Genomic DNA, 19,186 nt, shown 5'->3' on the forward strand with positions numbered 1-19,186 from the left:
GTGGTCCGCGGCCATTGAAACGGTCCGGAATATGTAGCCTGGACGTCTCACCAGTAACGCGAGGGTCGCAATCGCCTCCGGTTTTCACAAACATCCATCTTTCGTACACTCGATTGCCATGGGTTACGCAGCGAGACAAGGTTCGTTCGTATATGCGACCAGGGCCCAACAACGATGAGCCTCGATTTCTTATCTTTTCAATTGACCGTGGGCACGGTGATTCTGGGATTTCTCACCCTCCTGATCGTCGGGGCCCAAAGCCGAAAGGATGCTCGAAGCATCGCCCTGGGAACCCTGTGCATCCTATTGCCGATGCTCATCATCACCTGCCTACGTCTCGCAGTCAGTCGGAATCAAGAAGGCTTCAGTGGTGGAGCGGGGATGGTGATCATCTGCCCGGGATTGATCATGTCGGTCGGGTTCGGCTATGGGATCGCCGCCTCGGGCGATGCGGATTCACAAGTCCTCGTGGACAGCAAGAAGATCGATCCCGCATCACTCGACGACGAAATCGCTTGAATCGATGCCGACTTCCCCTGCTCGGTGCATGGGAATCTCGGACCCTTGCGAATTTCGCCGAAGCGCAACCAATTCGTTCATTTATTTTTTTATAAATTATTACAAATTCTATATTTTTAACGCTTGTTCATTGAGATTAGGTTTACGGCGTCGGTCGGCTTTGAAGTGCCGGATGTGCTCGGTTTGCTCGCCTGCGGAAGCGAACCCATTTCCTCGACATGGCGTTCAGCGTGTACGGAGGACGAGCGATCGGGAACTGAAGTGATTCGATAACGCTGTGATGGAGCGATTCCCGGCGGAGTCGAGCCTTGCGTCGGGTTATCCTCGCCGTCAAACTCTCGAGGATCCCGGGACTGGTGCCCCGTCGTTTCGGTCAAGATCCTGGTCGGATCACCCCTCGCGACGATTCGGTCGGGGACGACCCGCCGGCGCTCCTTGCCCTCCTTTTGGAATGATGCTCGAGGAACCGAGATGATTCGTCTCCGAAGTTTCCCCTCCCTGCTCTGCCTCGCCTTTACAATGGGCACGACATCCCTGGCCCTGGCCGGGCCCGATGGATCTCCTCCCCCGTTCGCGAAGGAGGTGCCCCGTGTGAAGGTCGGCAAGCCCGTCCTCGAGTTCAACGGCAAGGACCTGGCGGGGTTCTACGTCTACACGAAAGATCACCAGTATGAGGATCCCAAGAAGGTCTTTACCGTCCAGGACGGCCAGATCCGAGTCTCGGGCGAGGAGTGGGGCGGGTTCGCGACCAAGGAGGAGTATCACGACTACCAGTTGGTCGTCGAGTGGCGTTGGGGCACGAAGACCTGGCCCCCTCGCGTGAAGGCCGCCCGCGACTCGGGGATCCTGCTCCATTGCGTCGGGGCCGACGGCGCGGCGGGGAGCGGGTGGATGGAGTCGCAGGAATGTCAGATTATCGAAGGGGGTTGCGGCGACTTCATCATGGTCGCCGGCAAGGGACGTCCCCAACTCACTTGCGAAACCCGAATCGGCACGGACAAGCAGTTCTACTACGAGAAAGGGGCGACGCCCGTCACTCATAACTCCGGGCGTTTCAACTGGTGGGGCCGAGACCTCGCGTGGAAGGATGAGATCGGGTTCCGCGGGAAACAAGACGTGGAGAGCCCCACCGGCGAGTGGAATCGGATGGAAGTCATCTGCGACGGCGATACGATCACGAACCTCGTCAACGGCTACGTCGTCAACGTGGGCACCGGCTCCTCCCTCACGAAGGGCAAACTCCTCTTCCAGTCGGAAGGGGCCGAGCTCTTCTTCCGCAAGATCGAGATCCGACCGCTCGAGAAATGAGCTCCCAAAAACCCGGATGTCCAGTCCCAAAGTCTTCGGAGACGGACATCCGCGAGTGTGCCTCGTCGACCGGGCGTGACATCAGTCCCTCCCGGTTGCGAGCGTGCCGATCGGGCTCACGCTTGATTGGTCAACGATTGTCGACGGACCTTCGTTTCGGGTCGGCCAACGATTGGATGGATCCAGGCATTTCCTCCGCAACTTCGATCCGATAGAATGAAGGTCGTCATCTCTCGGACACCTCAGCGGAGCGATTTCCAGGTCATGTCGCGTCCCGGCAGACTTTTCTCCCTCGCCATCGTCGCCACGTTTCTCGCGCCCGCCTGGAGTTCGATCGCGTTCGGCGTGAACGAGCCTGCGGTCGAGAGTGGCGTGCAATTCCTCCGCGGACAAGCTGGACGTGTCCAGGTCGGCGAAGCGGCACTGATCGGCCTGGCCCTCCTGAAGGCGGACTACCCGCCCGAAGACCCCACGGTGGCGGCTTGCCTCGCCAAGGTCATCCCCAGACTCGCCGGTTCGTATGTCCCCGAGCGAACCGGAGGCGCCGACGTTTACGAGGCCGCCGTCGTCGGGATGATGCTCGCCAATTTCCCCGACCAGGCAAAGCAGTCCGAACTCGGGATGATCGCCCAGTATCTCATGAGCAAGCAGAAGCCCAATGGCTCATGGGACTACGACAGTCGCATTCAGGGCGATACCTCGATTTCCCAGTATGCCGTTTTGGGACTCTGGGAATGCGAGAATGCAGGGGTCCCCATCTCGCCGGGGGTTTGGGACCGCGCCGCACAGTGGTTCCTCTCGGTCCAAAGCTCGGCGGGGAGTTGGAACTACCACCGCGACACGCCCAGCTATCAGGAGACGGTCGCGATGACGGCGGCGGGCGTGGGCAGCCTGCTGATCTGCCGTCGTCAACTCGGGAACTATCGGAAGCCGACCGAGGTCCCCAGTCCATTGTTGATCCCGCTCACGGTCGAAGGGCCCAAGGCCCCATATGAGATCCAGACCTCGCGGACCAAGATCGATCAGGCCGTCAGGCGGGGCTTGAGCTGGCTCGGGTCCAACTTCTCGGCCTCGAATTCGCCCTCCGTCGGCCCGACGCCGTATTACGCGCTCTACGGCATCGAGCGTCTCGGCGCACTCGCCGAGAAGGACACGCTCGGACGGATCGACTGGTTCGAGCAAGGCAAGCGGTTCATCCACTCGACGCAGAGCGCGAACGGATCGTGGACGAGTGCTCATGGCTCGGAGGTGAACACGGTCTGGTCGATCTTCTTCCTCACCCGGTCGACGGCCAAGACCTTGCGCCGGATCGAGGTCAAGCGGCTCGCCGCCGGGACACTCCTGGGCGGTCGGCTCCTGCCGAAGGACCTTACGACCATGACCGTCGCGGCGGGCCGCGTGGTGAGCCGCCCGATGAATGGGGCGGTCGAGGGGATGCTCGCGGTGCTCGAAGACCCCCGCGCGGAGAATGCCGCGTCGGCCCTCGCCGGACTCGTCTCCCGCTACGAGACCCAAGGGCCCGCAATCCTCCGACCGTACAAGGATCGTTTCCGGAAGCTCCTCACCGATCGCGACCCAGGCCTCCGACGCGTTGCAGCCTGGGCGTTGAGCCGGACGGCCGACCTCGACGTCGTTCCCGGATTGATCGGGGCACTCTCTGACCCGGATGAGGATGTCGTCACGACCGCGAAGGTCGGTCTCCAGTTGCTCAGCCGAAAGATCAAAGGTTTGGGCCCCCCCGAACACTCGACCCCCGAACAACGCAAAGAGGCGGCGCGAAAGTGGCAGGAATGGTATGAGTCCATCCGACCACTCGAAGTCGAAGGGCGGGGCGAAGACACGACCAAGAATTCCGGCGAGAACGGCAAGGGCAGTCCTCCCGCCCCCAAGTCCGGGGGCGATCGATGACCACGACCACCGCCGCGAAGGCCGCGCCGGCCAAGCCCCCGGAGCCCACGATCCGGGGCGAATCCCGGTACGACCAGGTCACCTCGTTCCTGATGGCCCTCGTCGTGGGAGCCGGTTTGGTCGTCGGCTGGCTCTGGTTGATCTACCAGACGAACCAGGCATACGCATCGAGGGTCACGGCCCCCCTGGAAATCGTCGACGTGTTCGGCGGGGGGGGCGGGAGCCCGGACGGCACGCCGGGCTCGACCGAGAAGATCGATATTGCCGGAGCGGACGTTTCGGCCCAGGCCTCCAACAACGAAGAGGTCGCCGGCGACTTCGAGGAGCCCTCAGTCCAGGAGACCCCGGCCGCAATGCTCGAGACGGTCGCCGAGGCTGGGCAGAGTCTCGCGGAAGTGGATCTCGGGGCCGTGATGCCAAGCGGCGGGGTCGTGGCGAGCGGCCGGCGAGCGTCCAAGCTCGGGACCGGCGGCCCCGGACTCGGGTTGGGCCCCGGTGATGGCGGTGTCCCTCGAGAGCAGCGCTGGACGATCGTCTATGACCAGGGACAGACCCCCGACGAATACGCACGACAGCTCGACGGCCTCGGGGTCGAGCTCGCGGTCATCTCCGGCAAGAACCAGCTCACCTACGTCTCGAACTTCTCCGCCGACACCCCGACCAAGCGGTTCGGCTCGGGCCAAGGAGACGAACGTCTCTATTTCCTCTGGGAAGGACGAGTGCGGAAGGCTGCCGACCTCGCGCTCCTCGCGAAAGCGGGGGTCGAGGTGGGGGACGGTATCGTCATCCAGTTCTACCCCAAGAAGGTCGAGACCACGCTCGCCCAGTTGGAGGTCAAATACAAAGGGCGAAGTCCCGCCGAGATCCGCGTGACCCGATTCAGCGTGGTCCCTCAGAATGACGGTTATGGATTCGTCGTCCTCTCGCAACAGACGCTTCGCTAGTCCTTTCGGTGGTCGACCCTCGGCACCATCGTCCGAGTCGGGAGACCGCAAGAGTCTCGGAACCCCATCGTCGATCTTGCCTGTTCGGTGCGGTCCCGAATCCATCGTCGAGGAAAGCACGCCTGCTGACGAGACAGATCCGACGTCCCGTGCGACATCAGTACTCTTCTTCCTCGAGGTCCTTCTGCCCGCATGGCCACACTCGAAGTCCACGACGGTGAAGGCAGGGTCTCGCGGGTCGAAATCTCGCGCGACCAGGCCGTCTTGTTCGGTTCGAACCCGAAGTGCGACATCGTGCTCGAGGGGCCGGGTATCCTCCCCTATCACGGTCGGCTGCGGTGGAAGTCGTCGCGCTACAAGGCCGACGCATTCCCGGACGCCGAATACCTCGAGATCAACGGCACGAAGATGACGTCGTCGAGCTTGCGGCAGGGGGACGAGATCACCGTCGGCCCTTGCCGCATCTTCATGCTGTATGCCGACGACCCGATCCCCCCGGCCAAGGACGACGCGACCCGCGTCCAGCCCGCCCCGGTTTTCAACCAGACTCCGCCCGAGCCGAGGAAGCGGAACCGGAGCCGGAGGCGCGAAGAACCAGTCGACCTCGAGGATCTCGAAGTCGCTCCCCCTTCGGTCGAGGTCTCGCTCGAAGATCCCCGATCCGAAGCCTGGGATTGGGACCGTCCCCCGGAGGCCGAGCAACCCAAAGGACGTCCCAAGAAGACCCCGCGTAAGCTCCCCGGCTTCCTGAACTTCAACCGGGACGCTCCGGGCCAGGAAAAGATTCTGACCTCGCCGCTGGTGATCGGCCTGGTCACCTCGCTCGTGATCCTGGTGATCTCCGGGGTCGTACTCAAGTCGATCATCGCGAAGACGGTCGCCACGCGACTCTACCAGCGCGCGATCGAGAGCCTGGACAACGGCGACTATCGCAACGCCGTCGTCCAATTCGAGCAATACCTCGCGTACAATCCCAACGACCCGAAGTCGACGAGCCAGGCTCGAGTCCTCAAGGCCCTCGCCAACGTCAGGCAGTTCACCTCGTCGACGGGTGCTTCGTGGACGAACGCCCTCGAGGCCGAGCGGGAGATGCTCGAGAAGGTGTCGCAGGAACCCGCCTATCGCGATTCGAGCTCCGACCTGGCCGACGAGGTCATCAAGACAGGCGAGGCGCTGGCGGATCGCTCCAAGTCCACCGCCGATGCCCGGACGTTGGGCGAAGCCGAGGCGGCCCTCGCGCTCCACGCACGAGTGGCAGGATCGTCGGCCCAGGCCCATCTCCTGCGGTCGAAACTCCCTTCGAAGCTCGCCGACGCCCGCGCGTCCGTCCGCAAGGGTTCGATCCGGACCGCCGCCCTCGCGACGATGGACGCGGCGCTCCAGGCCGGCTCGTCGTCGAAGGTCTATCTCTCGCGTGACGACCTGGTCCGCCAGTACGCCGACCTGGCCACCGACCGCGATGTCGTCGCGCGACTGACCCGGGCCAATGAATTGATCCGCAAGGGCATCCGCATCGATACCTCCCACCGACCCGCCGAGACGACCCCGTTGCCGAGGCCACTCGGGCCGCCGACCAGCCTCGTGCTCCGCGCCTCGCCGTCCGCCAAGCCTAACCCCACCGGCACGGTCGTCTTTGCACTCGCCGAGGGGTTCGCCCTCGGGGTTGACGGCTCGACCGGTGCCCCCCTCTGGCAGGTCGACGTGGGCCAATCGTCCCCTTTCCCTCCCCAAAGCATCCCTGGGGGCGCCGGGGCCCTCGTCTTCGACGCCCGCCACGACGAACTGCTCCGACTCGACGCGCGGACCGGGAACCTTATCTGGCGCCAGCCGCTCGGGGAGGCCGTCGATGACCCTCCTCTGTTGCTAGGGAACCAGGCGATCCAGACGACGCCGACGGGCAAGCTGCTGTTGATCGACATCGCCTCCGGTGAGCTCCAGGCGACGGTCGACGCCCACACGCGCCTCAACAGGCCCGCGGTCAGCGACGAGGCCGGGCAGTACCTGTACGTCCTGGGGGAGCGGGATTGCCTGTTCATCTTCGCACGCGACCCACTCGGTTGCGTCGGGGTCGAATACCTCGGCCACGCCAAAGGCTCGATCCCGTGCGCCCCCGCACGACTCGGTCGATTCCTCGTCATCGCCGAAAACCACACGCTGACGGATGGGCGCTGGAGGATCTGCGTCCTGGATGACCAGGGTGCGCGGGTCCGGCCGGTGCAGGAGGTCGCGATCTCGGGCTGGACATGGGCGACCCCGGCCACATCGGGCTCGGTCATCTGGGCCGACGGCGACCGCGGTCGGATCGCCGCCTATGCGGTCGGGGCCTACGAGGCCAAGACCCCATTCCGGCCGATTGCCACCCTCACCCCCGAAGCGAAGTCGACGGGCCCCGCCTTCGGTTACGCACGTTCGGAGAACGAGCTCTGGCTCGGGTCGGGCCGCCCTGGCCGCTACGACCTCAATCCCGAGGAAGCCAAAATCAACCGGGCCTGGGCTCTCGCCGGCGCAGGCCCTTCCCTCGCTCCGATTCAGCTCGCCAATCCGCTCGTCGTGATGACGCAGCAGGATCTCGACCGTCCGGGTGTGATGCTCTGGGGAGTCGACCCGGAGAACGGCAAGGTCCGATGGCAGACCGTGCTCGGCAGCCCCTGGATCGTCGACCTCGACGCCATTCCGCGGAGCGAAGACCTCTCGAGTCTCGCCGCGGACGGAAGCCCCTTGGTCCTCTCTCGTGCCCTCCTCGCGTCGGGAGGCTTCGTCGAGGCCCCCTTGCCCCGCGCCGGCACGCTCCGACTGCCGGAAGGCCCGCTCCGCAGGCTCGAGTCCGACGCATTGACGATCCTCATCCCACCATTGAATGAACGTTACTTGCTCGTGAAGACGCGAGGAGGTGAATTCCGTCGCGTCGACCTCCCGGTCGCGTTCGGCGCCGCCCCATTGCTTTGGGCAGGCGACCTCCTCTTGCCCGGGACCGACGGGCGCGCTTACCTGATCGACCCGACCACGGGCGAGTCTCGGGCCGAGCCTTATGTCCCCCCGTTCGATCGAGAGCACAAGACTCAATGGAAGGCCGCCCTCCCGATCGATGGCGATGCCGTGGCCCTCGTCGACGAATCGGGGCGAGTGCGTCGACTGACACTCGCCAAAGAACCCCGGCCCCGTCTCAACTTGACCGCGGAAGCGAAGCTCGAGAAGGCGCTTCTGACCGACCCCGTCTCGACGGGAGGTGCGGTCGTCGTGCTGACGAACGACCATCGGATCCGCTCCCTCGTCGCGCGTGACCTGAGCCCGGTGGGAGCCTGGCCGTTCGAGGCTCCACTGGCCTCGGCTCCTTCGGTCGTCTCCGGTCGGGCGTTCTTCGCCGACCGCGCCGGGGGCGTGGTCGCGATCAGCCCCGACGGGCAGCGACTCTGGGCCGCGACGCTTCGAGGTGGCTCGAGCGTGTCCCCTCCCGCGATCCTCGACCAGTCCGCCTGGTTCCTCGCGAAGGACGGCTCCCTCGAAGGACGATCACTGAGTGACGGCTCGCCGCTCGACCGTGTCGAGTTGGGCATCATCCCCACGGGGGAGCTCCTCACCTTGGGTGGAGACCTCGTCATCCCGGTCGCTCGAGGGACTGTCGAGCTCCTCAACCTCTCGTCACCCTCGAACTAAAGGGGCTTTAGCGCTGTGAGGAATCGTTGGGAGCCTCGGATGGCCGACTTGGGGAAGGGTATGGGAGAACGAGGGTCTCGCCTCGTCTCGCTCGCGTTCTTGCTCGCGCTCATCCCCGCCGGGCTCGCGTCGGCCCAGGAGGGGGTCGACAAGACCGGCATGGATGTCCTCCGATCTACCCCCTTCGATCGGATTACGCTGATCGACGGAAAGGTCATCCTCGTCGAGCCGATCAGCCCGAGGCCGCTCCCCCCCTACGACCCGAAGAAGGATCCGAAGAACCAGAAGCCCGCCAGCGTGCCTCGGCAGGGAAACATCTTCCTGCCCGGCGAACGCGAGAAGCTCGGCCTGCCCGACGAGATGGAGAAACCCGAGTCGACCGACGTCTTCGTCCACCTTCTCGAAGGGGATATGCGCGACTTTCGACTCCGACGAGCGAGCATCAGGAAGGTCGACTACTTCGAGGACATGCTCATCGCCGAAGGGGAGCGCCGGACGCTCTCCCGGGACTTCACCAAGGCCTTCGAATGCCTCCTGCGTGTCCAGACACGGCAACCCGGCTGGGAGGGGCTCGAATCCAGGGTCGACCGGTTCCTCTTCGAGGAAGGGAGTATGGCCCTGGTCGATGGGAACGGCGAACAAGGGCTCAGGCTCCTTCGCGAGCTATTCCAGCGCAAGCCCAAGTTTCCCGGACTCGCGGATAAGCTCGCTTCCGCCTACAGCGCCCGGGCTCGCAAGGCCTTCGACGTCGGCGCATTCGCGAAGGGCCGATCGATCCTCCACGAGCTCGAGACCCTCGCCCCCGACCATTCGGCCTACATCGGCACGCGCGACCTCTTCATAACCAAGGCAAGGACCCTAACTGAGGCTGCCGCGAGCCAACCCGCTCCGAAGCGCATCGACTCTCTCACCGAAGCCCTCCGGGTCTGGCCGAAGCTCGACGACGCCGTGGCGAAGTACAACATCGCCTTCGCCGCAATGCCCACTCTCGACGTCGCCGTGACCGACATCCCTCGCCCATTAGGCCCCTGGGTCCACTCGCCCGCGGACGAACGTACGAACCGACTTCTATACGTCCCGGTTCTGGCCCGCGACGACGAGGACGCCTTCCGGGGCAAGGCTCCGGGGCAGCTCGCCAGCTCGATCGAGCTGAGCGACGTGGGAAGGAAGCTGATCTTCAAGATCAAGGGCGGCGTCATGTGGTCCGACGGCTCGCGCCCCGTCTCCGCGATCGACGTCGCACGGCTCTTCACCGACCGGACCGAATCATCCTCACCCCTCTACAACGCGCGTTGGGCGGGGGTCCTCGAGCGGGTCGAGACCCCGGACGACTCTCGAGTCGAAGTCCGGTTGTCGCGGGCGTTCCTCAAGCCCGGCTTCTGGCTCACCGCGCCAATCGGGCCTGCGCACGCGAGTTGGGACGGTCGAGTCATCACGGCCGACCAGGGACGCCAACTTGTAGGCGACGGGCCATTCCGCCTGGAGTCGTCCGAAGGGGATCGGTTCACGTTGTCGTCCCCGACCGCGTCGACGCTCCGTCGGATCCGCGAGACCCGTTACGACGGCACCGAGGCGATGTTGGCCGCCCTGGGTCGCGGCGAAGTTAGCCTCGTCGAGCACATTCCTCCGGACCGGGTCGCCGGCCTGGCGTCGGGGTCCGCCGAGATCCGGGTCGGCCGATATGCCCAGCCTGCCCTCCACCGGATCGCGATCGACGGTCGGAATCCGGTCCTCCGCAACCGCTCGCTGCGTCGAGGCCTCTCGTATGCGATCGATCGAAAGACGCTCCTCGAAGAGTCGATCTTGAAACGGCCGATCGACGCCAAAAACCTCCCGTCCGACGGCCCGTTCGCCAAAGGGTCGTATGCCGACGCCGTCGGAATCGAACCGCTGGGGTATAACCCGATCCTCGCCAAGATGCTGGTCGCCGCCGCTCGGAAGGAGCTCGGCGGTGCGCCCATCAAGTTAACCCTCGAATACCCCGCGTTGCACGAAGCCCAAATCGTCGTCCCGAAGCTCGTGGAAGCGTATCGTCTGATCGGCCTGGAGATCGAGGCCGTACAACGACCGGAGTCCGACCTCGAGGTCGCCCTCAAGGCGGGTCGTCGATTCGACCTGGCCTACAGGGTCGGGAAATGTCGGGAGCCGATCCTCGAGGCCGGGGAGCTCCTCTGCCCGGCTTTCGACGCGTCACCGGGCGTTGACGCCCTGGCGGCGGTGGCGAGCCCCGAGATCCTCCGCCTCCTCATGCTCCTCGAACAGGCGCCGGAATGGCCCTCGGCCAAGGCCCTGGCCACCCAAATCGATGGAGAGAGCCGGGATGAGCTTCCCGTCCTCCCCCTCTGGCAACTGGAAGATCACTACGCCTGGCGGACGCGACTGAAAGGCCCCTCCGAGGTGTCGGAGTCGCTCTATCCGGGGATCGAGTCCTGGGAGATCGCGCCGTGGTACGCCAAGGATCCCTGGTAACCCTCCACCTGGCACTCGTCCTGGCCCTGGCTGCGTCGGCGACCGGCGCGGCCCCTGCGGAGCCGGAGCCGGCCCGGTCGACAACGTCCTTCGACCGCCGGCCTTACAAGATCCAGGTCCACCTCGGCATCGAACCGGAGACCAGGATCGACCCGAGGATGCGCCAATCCCTCATCGACGACTGGATGACACTCGTCCAACGGTTCGTCGGCGCTCCCTGGGACCTGTCGATCGCCAAGGGGGACGACGCGACGGCCCTCGTCCCCCTTGACCTTCTCACGGTCGAATCGTTCGCCAGCCTCGAAGGTCGCCCAGACAAGTTCTGGATCCTCCAGATACGCCGCAACCGCGCGACCCTCGAAGTCCTGGGTCGCGAGTTCGACACGAGCGTGAAGCGTCTCGGACCGATCCGACGGGCCCCCGTACCCGTCGTGGACGACCTCCCCCGAACGCTCCTCAACCTCGCGCTCGACCTCTTCGCACCGATGGCGGAAATCGGCGAGTCGATCGGTGGCGATGTCTCGATCACCATCCAGGGGGCCTCGCTCGAACCGGCGAGCCCGATCGGGCGCATCGCCATCCCCGGGACGGTCTTCGAGCCGCTGAGAATCACGGTCCTTAAGGACGGCAAGTCCACGGCCCTCAGCATTCCGTTCTCTTACCTCCGCGTCGTCGCAATCGACGGTGCGTATGCCCGCTGCGCCATCGTCAGCGCCTTACGCGATCCGCTGACGAAGCGGATCGCCCGCAAGACGTCCCTCGTCGCCCTCGGGATCAAGCCGGGGATCCAACCGACCCGACTCCGTTTCGTCACCCGGGCGGATAAGGCCCCCGCCGCGGGCTACCTGCTGACCGCCCGGACGATCCCCGACGGTCCTCCTCGAGAGATCGGCACCACCGACCGAGAAGGGCGGATCACCCTCGAATCCGGGTTCGCCGACGGGCTCGTCGCCTTGAGACTCCTCGCCGGCAACGTCGAGCCGATGGTCGAGCTCCCGATGATGCCAGGCCTGGGGGGCGAGGAACGAACGATCCCCTTCGAGCCAAAACCCGAGACCGTGGCGCTCGAGGCCCAGCTCGACGCCATCCGCGACTCGATCCTCGACCTGGTCGCCATCCGTGCCCGACTCGAGGCCAGGCTCAAGGCCCGAGGCGACGGGGAGGATTGGGATGGCGTCGAGGAAACCCTGAAAGAGTTCGCGACCCTGCCCCCTCGATCCAAATTCGCCGACCGAGTGGCCCGGCTCAAGGAAGATGCCGCCCGTCAGCAGGCCAAGAACAAGACTCCGATCCTGACCAAAACGGCACAAGCTCAGATCGCGGACGTCCAGGCCCTGATCGATCGGTATCTCGAGGACGACCTGATCCGAGGCTACGCCGACGCCGTCCAGAGGGCTCGCGAAGAGGCCGCCAAGGCGAAATCGAAGCCGGCGAAAAAGGGGGTTCCCAAGGCGTCACCCGCCGCATCTCCGGCCCCCGCCTCGAAGGATGCTGCCGAAGCGTCCCCCTCGAAGTCCGCGGAGTCCCCGGCCGAGTAACCTCGCCTACGATCCCAAACGGATTGCGGCCCAGGCCGCTGGAAGATTTGCCAGAAGGACGAAGACCACGATGGCCCTGCTGAGACAGATCGCCCAACTCGGACACCCCGTCCTGCGCGCCGCCGTCGACCCGGTGCAGTTACCAGCCCCCGAAGCGACCCGGATCCTGATCGAGGACATGATCGCCACGATGCGCGACGCGAATGGCGTCGGCATCGCCGCCCCCCAGATCTACCAGTCCTCGGCGATCTTCATCGTCGCGTCTCGCCCGAACCCACGATACCCGAACGCCCCCCTGATGGAGCCCGAGGTCGTCATCAACCCCGAAATCGTCGAACGATCGGACGAGTTGGTCGAAGGTTGGGAAGGGTGCCTCAGCATTCCCGGTTTTCGCGGGCTCGTCCCCCGACATCGCCAGATCCGTGCCCGATACCAATCGGTCGACGGGGGGGTCGTCGAGCGAGAATTCAGCGACTTCGTCGCCCGCGTTTTTCAGCACGAGGACGACCACCTCCGCGGGATCGTCTTCCTGGACCGTCTCGATAGCCCGAGGGATGTCGTCTGCGAGAAGGAGTATCTCTCGAGGTACGCCCAACAATAATTGTGATTTATCTGCTAATTTCCAAACATGAGAACTCGAGCGAAGAGAGCAGGTTGCACCTTCGCCCGGTCTGCGTCACGTTGCGGCAGGGCCCCGGGAGGTCCTCACGCACCTTTCGGCCATTCGCGAGTCCCTTCGAGGGACTCGCCCGTCTCGAGCAGGCTCTTCAAGCTCGAGAGGATCATCGGCCACCCGTTCGAGACGGCTTCGATGAACTTCGACTCGGGCCGGTCCATCACATGCACGACGGTGAGTTTGACGTTCTCTCCCTGGGTTTCGAGCTCATAGGTCAGGCGAGAGACCCCTTCCTGGTTGAGCTCCTCCCTGAGGTGGTTGCGCCAGGAGAGGACGAGCTTCCGATGGGGGACGATCTCGACGACCTCGCCGCGATCGGCGACGCGGCCATCGGGGAGCATGAGGGTCCACGACGCCCCCGGGGTCCATTCGCAGTCCTGCCAGGTCGCCACCCAGTATTGGCGAGTGAACTCCGGGTCGAGGAGGGCCCCCCAGAGTTTCTCCGCAGTCGTGCGGATATAAGTGACATACACAAATCGCGATTCAGCCATGATCCTCTCCTTCGAGCTTCTTCTTGAGTTCGGCGAGCGCGCGGAGTCGCCCTCGTTCGAACTTGCCGATCCAACGCTCGGCAACCTCGTGAATCGGCACCGGGTTGAGATAGTGCAGCTTCTCACGCCCCTTCCAGAAAGGGACGACGAGCGAGGCGTCTTCGAGCACCTTGAGATGTTTCGTCACGGCCTGGCGCGTCATGTCCAGGCCTTCGCAAAGCTGACCCAGGGTCTGGCCGTTCTCGGCGAACAAGCGGTCGAGCAGCAGTCGACGCCCCGGATCCGCCAGCGCCTTGAACACCTTGTCGACGTCGTTGGACATCGCCCCATTATGCAACCATTTGGCTGCATGTCAAGAGACGAGGATTGGGTGGTGAGCCTTGACTTCTTCGATTGGGGGCGTAGGGTCGAGGGTTATTTCGAATTCAAATGCACAAGCGTTTTCTCGTAAACTTTTCTTAAAACGGATTTCCCAGTCGAGTCGCTCCATCGACCGCGATACCTCGGGTCGCCTGCGGTGTTAGAGGGAGTTGGGGTTGGTAAAGTCCTCGTCGAGATCGGGAATACGGCAAAAAAACGGGGACGGCCACAGACCGGATGACGCTAGGTTCTCTCACTGCTCGTAGCAATCATTGGAGCTATCACATCGAATAGGGATTCGCCATGGGATACTCGCTGGACCTCCTCCCGCAGTTGACGACGATTCTCGGCCAAGGCACGACGGAACCGTCCGTGCTCCTGGGTTATCTCGACCCCGGTTCGGGCAGCATGTTCCTGCAGATCATGATCGCGAGCCTGCTGAGCGGGATGTTCTTCCTGCGTACCTCGATCGCCTCGATCAAGGCGTACGCGCTCAGGACGTTCTCGAAGACGGATCAAGGGCTCGGCACACGATGATCGAACCGTTGAAAGCGGCCGGGTCGTTCCGCGACCCGGCGGGCTTTATCTTCCGACGTGGCGAGGACTTGCTCCGGCAGGTCAACCACTCGGGGCGAGATGACTACGACCGGCTTATCGATTCCGGGCTCTACCGGTCACTCGTCGATGATGACCTGCTGATCCCTCATGAGGAGGACTCCGAGGCGCCTTACGACGCCCCCCTGGCCTACAGGGTACTTCGGCCCCAGGTCATCCCTTTCGTCTCCTACCCCTACGAATGGAGCTTCGGGCAGCTCAAGGATGCGGCCCTTCTCACCCTCGAGATTCAACGGCGCGCCATCGAGCGCGGGCTGTCGCTCAAGGACGCCAGCGCCTATAACGTGCAATTCCGCGGCGGCAAGCCGATCTTTATCGATACACTCTCATTCGAGGCCTACCGCCCCGGCGAACCCTGGGTGGCCTATCGGCAGTTTTGCGAGCACTTCCTCGCCCCGCTCGCGCTGATGAGCACGGTCGACATCCGGCTCAACCAGCTTTGCCGGACGAATATCGACGGCGTCCCGCTCGACCTCGCCAGCCGATTGCTGCCGAAACGATCGTTCCTCGACTTCGGGCTCGCGCTCCACCTCCACGCCCACGCCCGACTCCAATCGTCCCGAGGCGGCCAACCCTCGAAGCAAGGCCAGGCCCGTGCCGGTTTCAGCCAGAGGGCCATGCTGGGCCTCCTGGAGAGTCTCCGGGGCGCCGTCAGTCGACGGCGATGGAAGCCGGCCGGGACGGAATGGGCCAATTACACCCAGGATCACCTCTACACACCAAAGGCCCTCGCGCAGAAGGAACGGCTCGTCCTCGAGTTCCTGGCCCGGACCGAGCCCAGATCCTTGTGGGACCTGGGGGCGAACACCGGCCACTTCAGCCGGCTCGCGGCCGGGCGAGGGATCCCGACGCTCTCGTTCGACCTCGATCCCGCCTGCGTCGAGTTGAATTACCAACAAACACTCGTATCAAAAAATCTGAATCTTTTGCCTCTCCTCCTCGACCTGAGGAACCCCAGCCCGGCTTCGGGGTGGCGGAATAACGAACGGATGTCGTTCCTGGGACGTGGGCCCGCCGACCTTGTGTTGGCCCTCGCGCTGGTCCATCATCTGGCGATCTCGGGCAACCTCCCGCTCCCCGAAATCGCCTCGTTCTTCGACGAGCTGACGCCGTGGCTCGTCATCGAGTTCGTACCCCCCGACGATCCCCAGGCCTTGAGGCTCGCGGGAAGCCGGTCGAGCTCGGGCCGTCACCCGTACGACCAAGAGGCGTTCGAACAAAGTTTCAAATCCTATTTCCACATCCAGATCTCGGAACGGCTCGTCGATTGCGGGCGTGTCCTTTATTTGATGAGACGGAAGGACCGCCGATGAAACGGTCGTGGGTGATCCACCCGTTCGTGTTCGCGATCTACCCCATCATCGCACTCTACGCGCGGGTCGCCATCGAAACCCGAGCCGTCGAGTTGATCTGGCCGGTCGGGCTGGCCCTCGCCGTTACCGCCCTCCTCTGGATGGCGTCCCGACTCGCCGTGCGAGAGAACGCGAGGGCTGGACTCCTCACCTCGATCATCGTGATCCTGTTCGTCACGATCTACCAGGCGACGAGCGTGGTGAACGAGGTGTTGAGCGTGTTGAGTGGAATCTGGGTCTGGCAACTCTTCGACATCTGGCCGCCGTACGTCATGGTCCCGGAATGCATCCTCTTCGCGATTTTCGCCTATTTCGCCCTGGTCAAGCTCAAGAATCCGACGGCGCTCAACCACTACCTCAACATCTTCGCCATCATCCTGATCGTGCTCCCGACGATCCGAATCGTCCGGGTCGTCGCCAACGAGCCGAAGAAGGCCGACCTGGCGATTACGCCACTCGTCCAAGGGTCGCCGCCACGGAAACGACCCGACGTTTACTACATCATCCTCGACGGCTTCGCCCGCGGTGATATCCTCCGCGAGATGTTCGCATACGACCTCGACCCTTTCCTCGAGCACCTCGAGGGCAAAGGTTTCTATGTCGCCAGGCGGAGCACGTCAAACTACTGCCAGACCCCGCTCTCGCTGACGTCGTCCTTGAATGGACGCCACCTCCAAGGCCTCATCCCGCCGAGTTCGCAGGACACGTCCCAGCTCACCGACTGGATCGCCAAAGGAGCCGTCGGCAAGACGTTCCAAGGTTACGGATACAAGTCGGTCAGCTACTCAAGCGGATTCGAACAGACCGAAAACCCCTCGGCCGACGAGTACCGGTCGCTCACCCCCTACATCAGCGGTTTCCACCACATGCTGCTGACCATGACCCCGTTCTCGGGGCTCCACTCCAATCCACTGGCAGGCCTGGACTCGTACCTCATCTGCCGGAAACGAACGCTCTACATCCTGGACACGATCGCCGACATCACCGCAGACCCCGCCCCCACATTTACGTTCGCTCATATCCTGTGCCCACACCCTCCGTTCGTCTTCGGGGAGGATGGCGAAGACATCAGCCCGCACGGGACCCAGTTCTATCTGAGTGATGGCCGGCTCTACAAAGCGCACTACGGGGGGCTGAACAACTACATCACGGGCTACCGGAAACAGGCCGCCTACATGGTGAAGCGTGTCCAGGCGGTGATCGACGACATCCTGGCCCGCTCGCCCGAGCCCCCGATCATCATCCTCCAGTCGGACCACGGCTCGGGCTCCGGTCTCGACACCGAGAGCCTCGAGGGGAGCGACGTCAAGGAGCGGATGAGCATCCTCAACGCCTACTATTTCCCCGAGAAGAAATACGACCGCCTCTACGATCGAATCTCTCCCGTGAATTCATTCCGTGTCCTCTTCAACACCGTATTCGCCGCCGAGCTTCCCCTGCTCCCCGACCGTTGTTTCTTCTCGACCTGGATCGAGCCATTCAACTTCATCGACGTGACCGACCGTGTTATCACCCCTGTCGGCAAACCGCCCGAGTCCCCGCAACTCGCCAAGGATCGCTTCACGGACGGGAAGCAAAGACCGGCACCCGCCCAAGAGGTGAGGCCGGCCGCCGAGCCACCACAGCTCAAAACCGACTGAAACGGGGGAACGAGAGGAGGATTGGGGAGTGGAAGAAGACAGATCAGGGAAGACCAATTTTTCCACGGATGGCACAAATTTTCATAGATTAAGACATGAAAATCAGCAAATCAATCTTTGAATTTTAGAGATATATATTCTCTCATCCGTGTTTCATCCGTGTTCAATCCGTGGCTGAAAAATCCCCGTCCCTCGCGAGAGAGAGACGGGGATTACCATGCTGATCCACGGCCCATCAGATGTGGACCGATTCGCCGAGGCCCTGCCCCGCGGCTTCCATGACCGCCTCCGAGTAGGTCGGGTGGGGGTGCATGGCGTGGATGATCTCTTCCTCGGTGGCCTCGAGCTTCTTGGCCATGACCAATTCGGCGATGAGCTCGGTGGCCTGCGACCCGATCAGGTGTGCGCCGAGGAGCTCGCCGTACTTCGCGTCGAAGACGAGCTTGACGAAGCCTTCCATCTCGTCGGACGCCACAGCCCGGCCGCTGGCGTAGAACGGGAAACGTCCGACGCGCACCTCGTGGCCGGCCTCTCGGGCGGCCTTCTCGGTGAGACCGACGCTGGCGACGCCGGGGTCGGTGTAGGTGCAGCCCGGGATTGTCGTGTAGTCGACGGTGCGGTCGGCGTGCCCGCAGAGCCGCTCGATGCAGCAGATCGCCTCATGGTGCGCCACGTGGGCGAGCCAGGGCGGCCCGATGATGTCACCGACGGCGTAGATGCCCGGGACGTTGGTCTTGTAACCGTTCTTGGGGTCGGCCTTGATGTGATTCTTGACGATCTCGACCTTCATCTTGTCGTCGAAAAGGCCCTCGACATTCCCGAGGACGCCGATCGAGACGAGCATCGTGTCGGCTTCGATCGTCAGGGCCCCCTGCGGCGTTTCGACGGCCAGCTTCACGCCGTTGGCGGTCTTCTCGACCTTGCCGGTCTTCGTCTTGACGTGGATGGTCATCCCACGCTTGGTGAGGCTCTCGAGGAGGGCCTTGGAGACCTCCTCGTCCTCGCTGGGGAGGATCCGGTCCATCAGCTCGATCAGAGTGACCTTGGTGCCGATCGCGTTGTAGAAGTAGCCGAATTCGAGCCCGATCGGGCCCCCGCCGATGATCACCATCGACTTGGGCTGTTGGGGCAGGCTCATCGCCTCCTTGTAAGAGATGATCACCTTGCCGTCGAACTCGGCGCCGGGGAGAGGACGGGGACGGACGCCGGTCGCGATGACGATCGACTCGGCCGTCACCTTCTCGTTCCCGACCTGGATCGTATGGGGGGCGATGACTTTGGCGGTCCCGAATTTCGAGGCGACCTTGTATTTGCGGAAGAGCCCTTCGACACCCTTGTTGAGCTTGCCGGCCACCGCCCGACTGCGGCCGATCATCTGGGCGAAGTCCCACTTGGCCTCGCCGCTGTAGCCGAACGCCGGGCCGTGGTTCTTGACCAACTCGACCAGGTGGGCGTTGGTCAGGAGGGCCTTGGTCGGGATACAGCCCCAGTTGAGGCAGATCCCACCGAGCTTGTCGCGTTCCACGCAGAGCACGCGCTTGCCGAGTTGCCCGGCCCGGATCGCCCCCGCATATCCCGCCGGACCGCCGCCAATCACCACGATATCGTAGTCGTATGCCATGGGAGCCTTGGGAGAAAAAAGGGAGGATCCGCGGAGGGAGTGGAGAGAGACAGATAAACAAGATTACCTGAGTCTCTCGACACCCTCGACG

General features: G+C 63.7%; 14 protein-coding genes. 11 read left to right on the plus strand and 3 right to left on the minus strand.

The features are described 5' to 3' along the window. The first annotated feature begins 174 nt into the window (after positions 1-174). From ACYOEI_RS05985 to def, 8 genes are all read left to right on the plus strand, one after another. Positions 175-519, plus strand: coding sequence for a hypothetical protein (locus ACYOEI_RS05985; protein ID WP_462848434.1), 345 nt, complete (start codon positions 175-177; stop codon positions 517-519). 471 nt (positions 520-990) lie between these two features. Next, the gene (locus tag ACYOEI_RS05990; RefSeq protein WP_462848435.1) at positions 991-1,827 is read left to right on the plus strand and encodes a 3-keto-disaccharide hydrolase; all 837 of its coding nucleotides are present in this window, start codon (positions 991-993) and stop codon (positions 1,825-1,827) included. A gap of 264 nt (positions 1,828-2,091) precedes the next feature. After that, positions 2,092-3,735: a HEAT repeat domain-containing protein gene (locus ACYOEI_RS05995; RefSeq protein ID WP_462848436.1), complete on the plus strand. Its 1,644-nt coding sequence runs from the start codon at positions 2,092-2,094 to the stop codon at positions 3,733-3,735. Continuing rightward, positions 3,732-4,679, plus strand: coding sequence for a hypothetical protein (locus ACYOEI_RS06000; RefSeq protein WP_462848437.1), 948 nt, complete (start codon positions 3,732-3,734; stop codon positions 4,677-4,679). Before ACYOEI_RS05995 ends, ACYOEI_RS06000 begins: the two co-directional genes overlap by 4 nt. Before the next feature lie 192 nt (positions 4,680-4,871). Next, the gene (locus ACYOEI_RS06005; RefSeq protein WP_462848438.1) at positions 4,872-8,333 is read left to right on the plus strand and encodes an outer membrane protein assembly factor BamB family protein; all 3,462 of its coding nucleotides are present in this window, start codon (positions 4,872-4,874) and stop codon (positions 8,331-8,333) included. Positions 8,334-8,372: 39 nt separating this feature from the next. Beyond that, positions 8,373-10,802, plus strand: coding sequence for an ABC transporter substrate-binding protein (locus ACYOEI_RS06010; RefSeq protein ID WP_462848439.1), 2,430 nt, complete (start codon positions 8,373-8,375; stop codon positions 10,800-10,802). Next, positions 10,778-12,340, plus strand: a complete 1,563-nt coding sequence (locus tag ACYOEI_RS06015; RefSeq protein ID WP_462848440.1) for a hypothetical protein — start codon at positions 10,778-10,780, stop codon at positions 12,338-12,340. Before ACYOEI_RS06010 ends, ACYOEI_RS06015 begins: the two co-directional genes overlap by 25 nt. Positions 12,341-12,410: 70 nt before the next feature. After that, positions 12,411-12,941 carry a peptide deformylase gene (gene def, locus ACYOEI_RS06020; protein WP_462848441.1) on the plus strand — a complete coding sequence of 177 codons (531 nt, stop codon included), beginning with the start codon at positions 12,411-12,413 and terminating at the stop codon, positions 12,939-12,941. Between the two features lie 104 nt (positions 12,942-13,045). Here def and ACYOEI_RS06025 read toward each other — a convergent pair whose 3' ends face one another. Together ACYOEI_RS06025 and ACYOEI_RS06030 are read right to left on the minus strand one after the other, a co-directional pair. Beyond that, a complete protein-coding gene (locus tag ACYOEI_RS06025; protein WP_462848442.1) occupies positions 13,046-13,507 on the minus strand; it encodes an SRPBCC family protein in 462 nt (153 codons plus the stop codon). After that, positions 13,500-13,829 (minus strand): ArsR/SmtB family transcription factor, encoded by a 330-nt coding sequence (locus tag ACYOEI_RS06030; protein WP_462848443.1) that lies wholly within the window; start codon positions 13,827-13,829, stop codon positions 13,500-13,502. Before ACYOEI_RS06030 ends, ACYOEI_RS06025 begins: the two co-directional genes overlap by 8 nt. 341 nt (positions 13,830-14,170) lie before the next feature. Here ACYOEI_RS06030 and ACYOEI_RS06035 point away from each other — a divergent pair, with 341 nt between their 5' ends. The 3 genes from ACYOEI_RS06035 to ACYOEI_RS06045 are packed head-to-tail and all read left to right on the plus strand — an operon-like array spanning position 14,171 to position 17,474. Continuing rightward, positions 14,171-14,404 carry a hypothetical protein gene (locus ACYOEI_RS06035; protein ID WP_462848444.1) on the plus strand — a complete coding sequence of 78 codons (234 nt, stop codon included), beginning with the start codon at positions 14,171-14,173 and terminating at the stop codon, positions 14,402-14,404. Continuing rightward, the gene (locus tag ACYOEI_RS06040) at positions 14,401-15,795 is read left to right on the plus strand and encodes an SAM-dependent methyltransferase (protein ID WP_462848445.1); all 1,395 of its coding nucleotides are present in this window, start codon (positions 14,401-14,403) and stop codon (positions 15,793-15,795) included. Before ACYOEI_RS06035 ends, ACYOEI_RS06040 begins: the two co-directional genes overlap by 4 nt. Further along, entirely contained in the window at positions 15,792-17,474 is a 1,683-nt protein-coding gene (locus ACYOEI_RS06045) for a hypothetical protein (protein ID WP_462848446.1), read from the plus strand. The genes ACYOEI_RS06040 and ACYOEI_RS06045 overlap by 4 nt, the downstream gene beginning before the upstream one ends. Before the next feature lie 235 nt (positions 17,475-17,709). Here ACYOEI_RS06045 and lpdA read toward each other — a convergent pair whose 3' ends face one another. After that, positions 17,710-19,095 (minus strand): dihydrolipoyl dehydrogenase, encoded by a 1,386-nt coding sequence (gene lpdA / locus ACYOEI_RS06050; protein ID WP_462848447.1) that lies wholly within the window; start codon positions 19,093-19,095, stop codon positions 17,710-17,712. Between the last annotated feature and the right edge of the window lie 91 nt (positions 19,096-19,186).

The sequence above is a fragment of the Singulisphaera rosea genome (genome assembly GCF_054877945.1).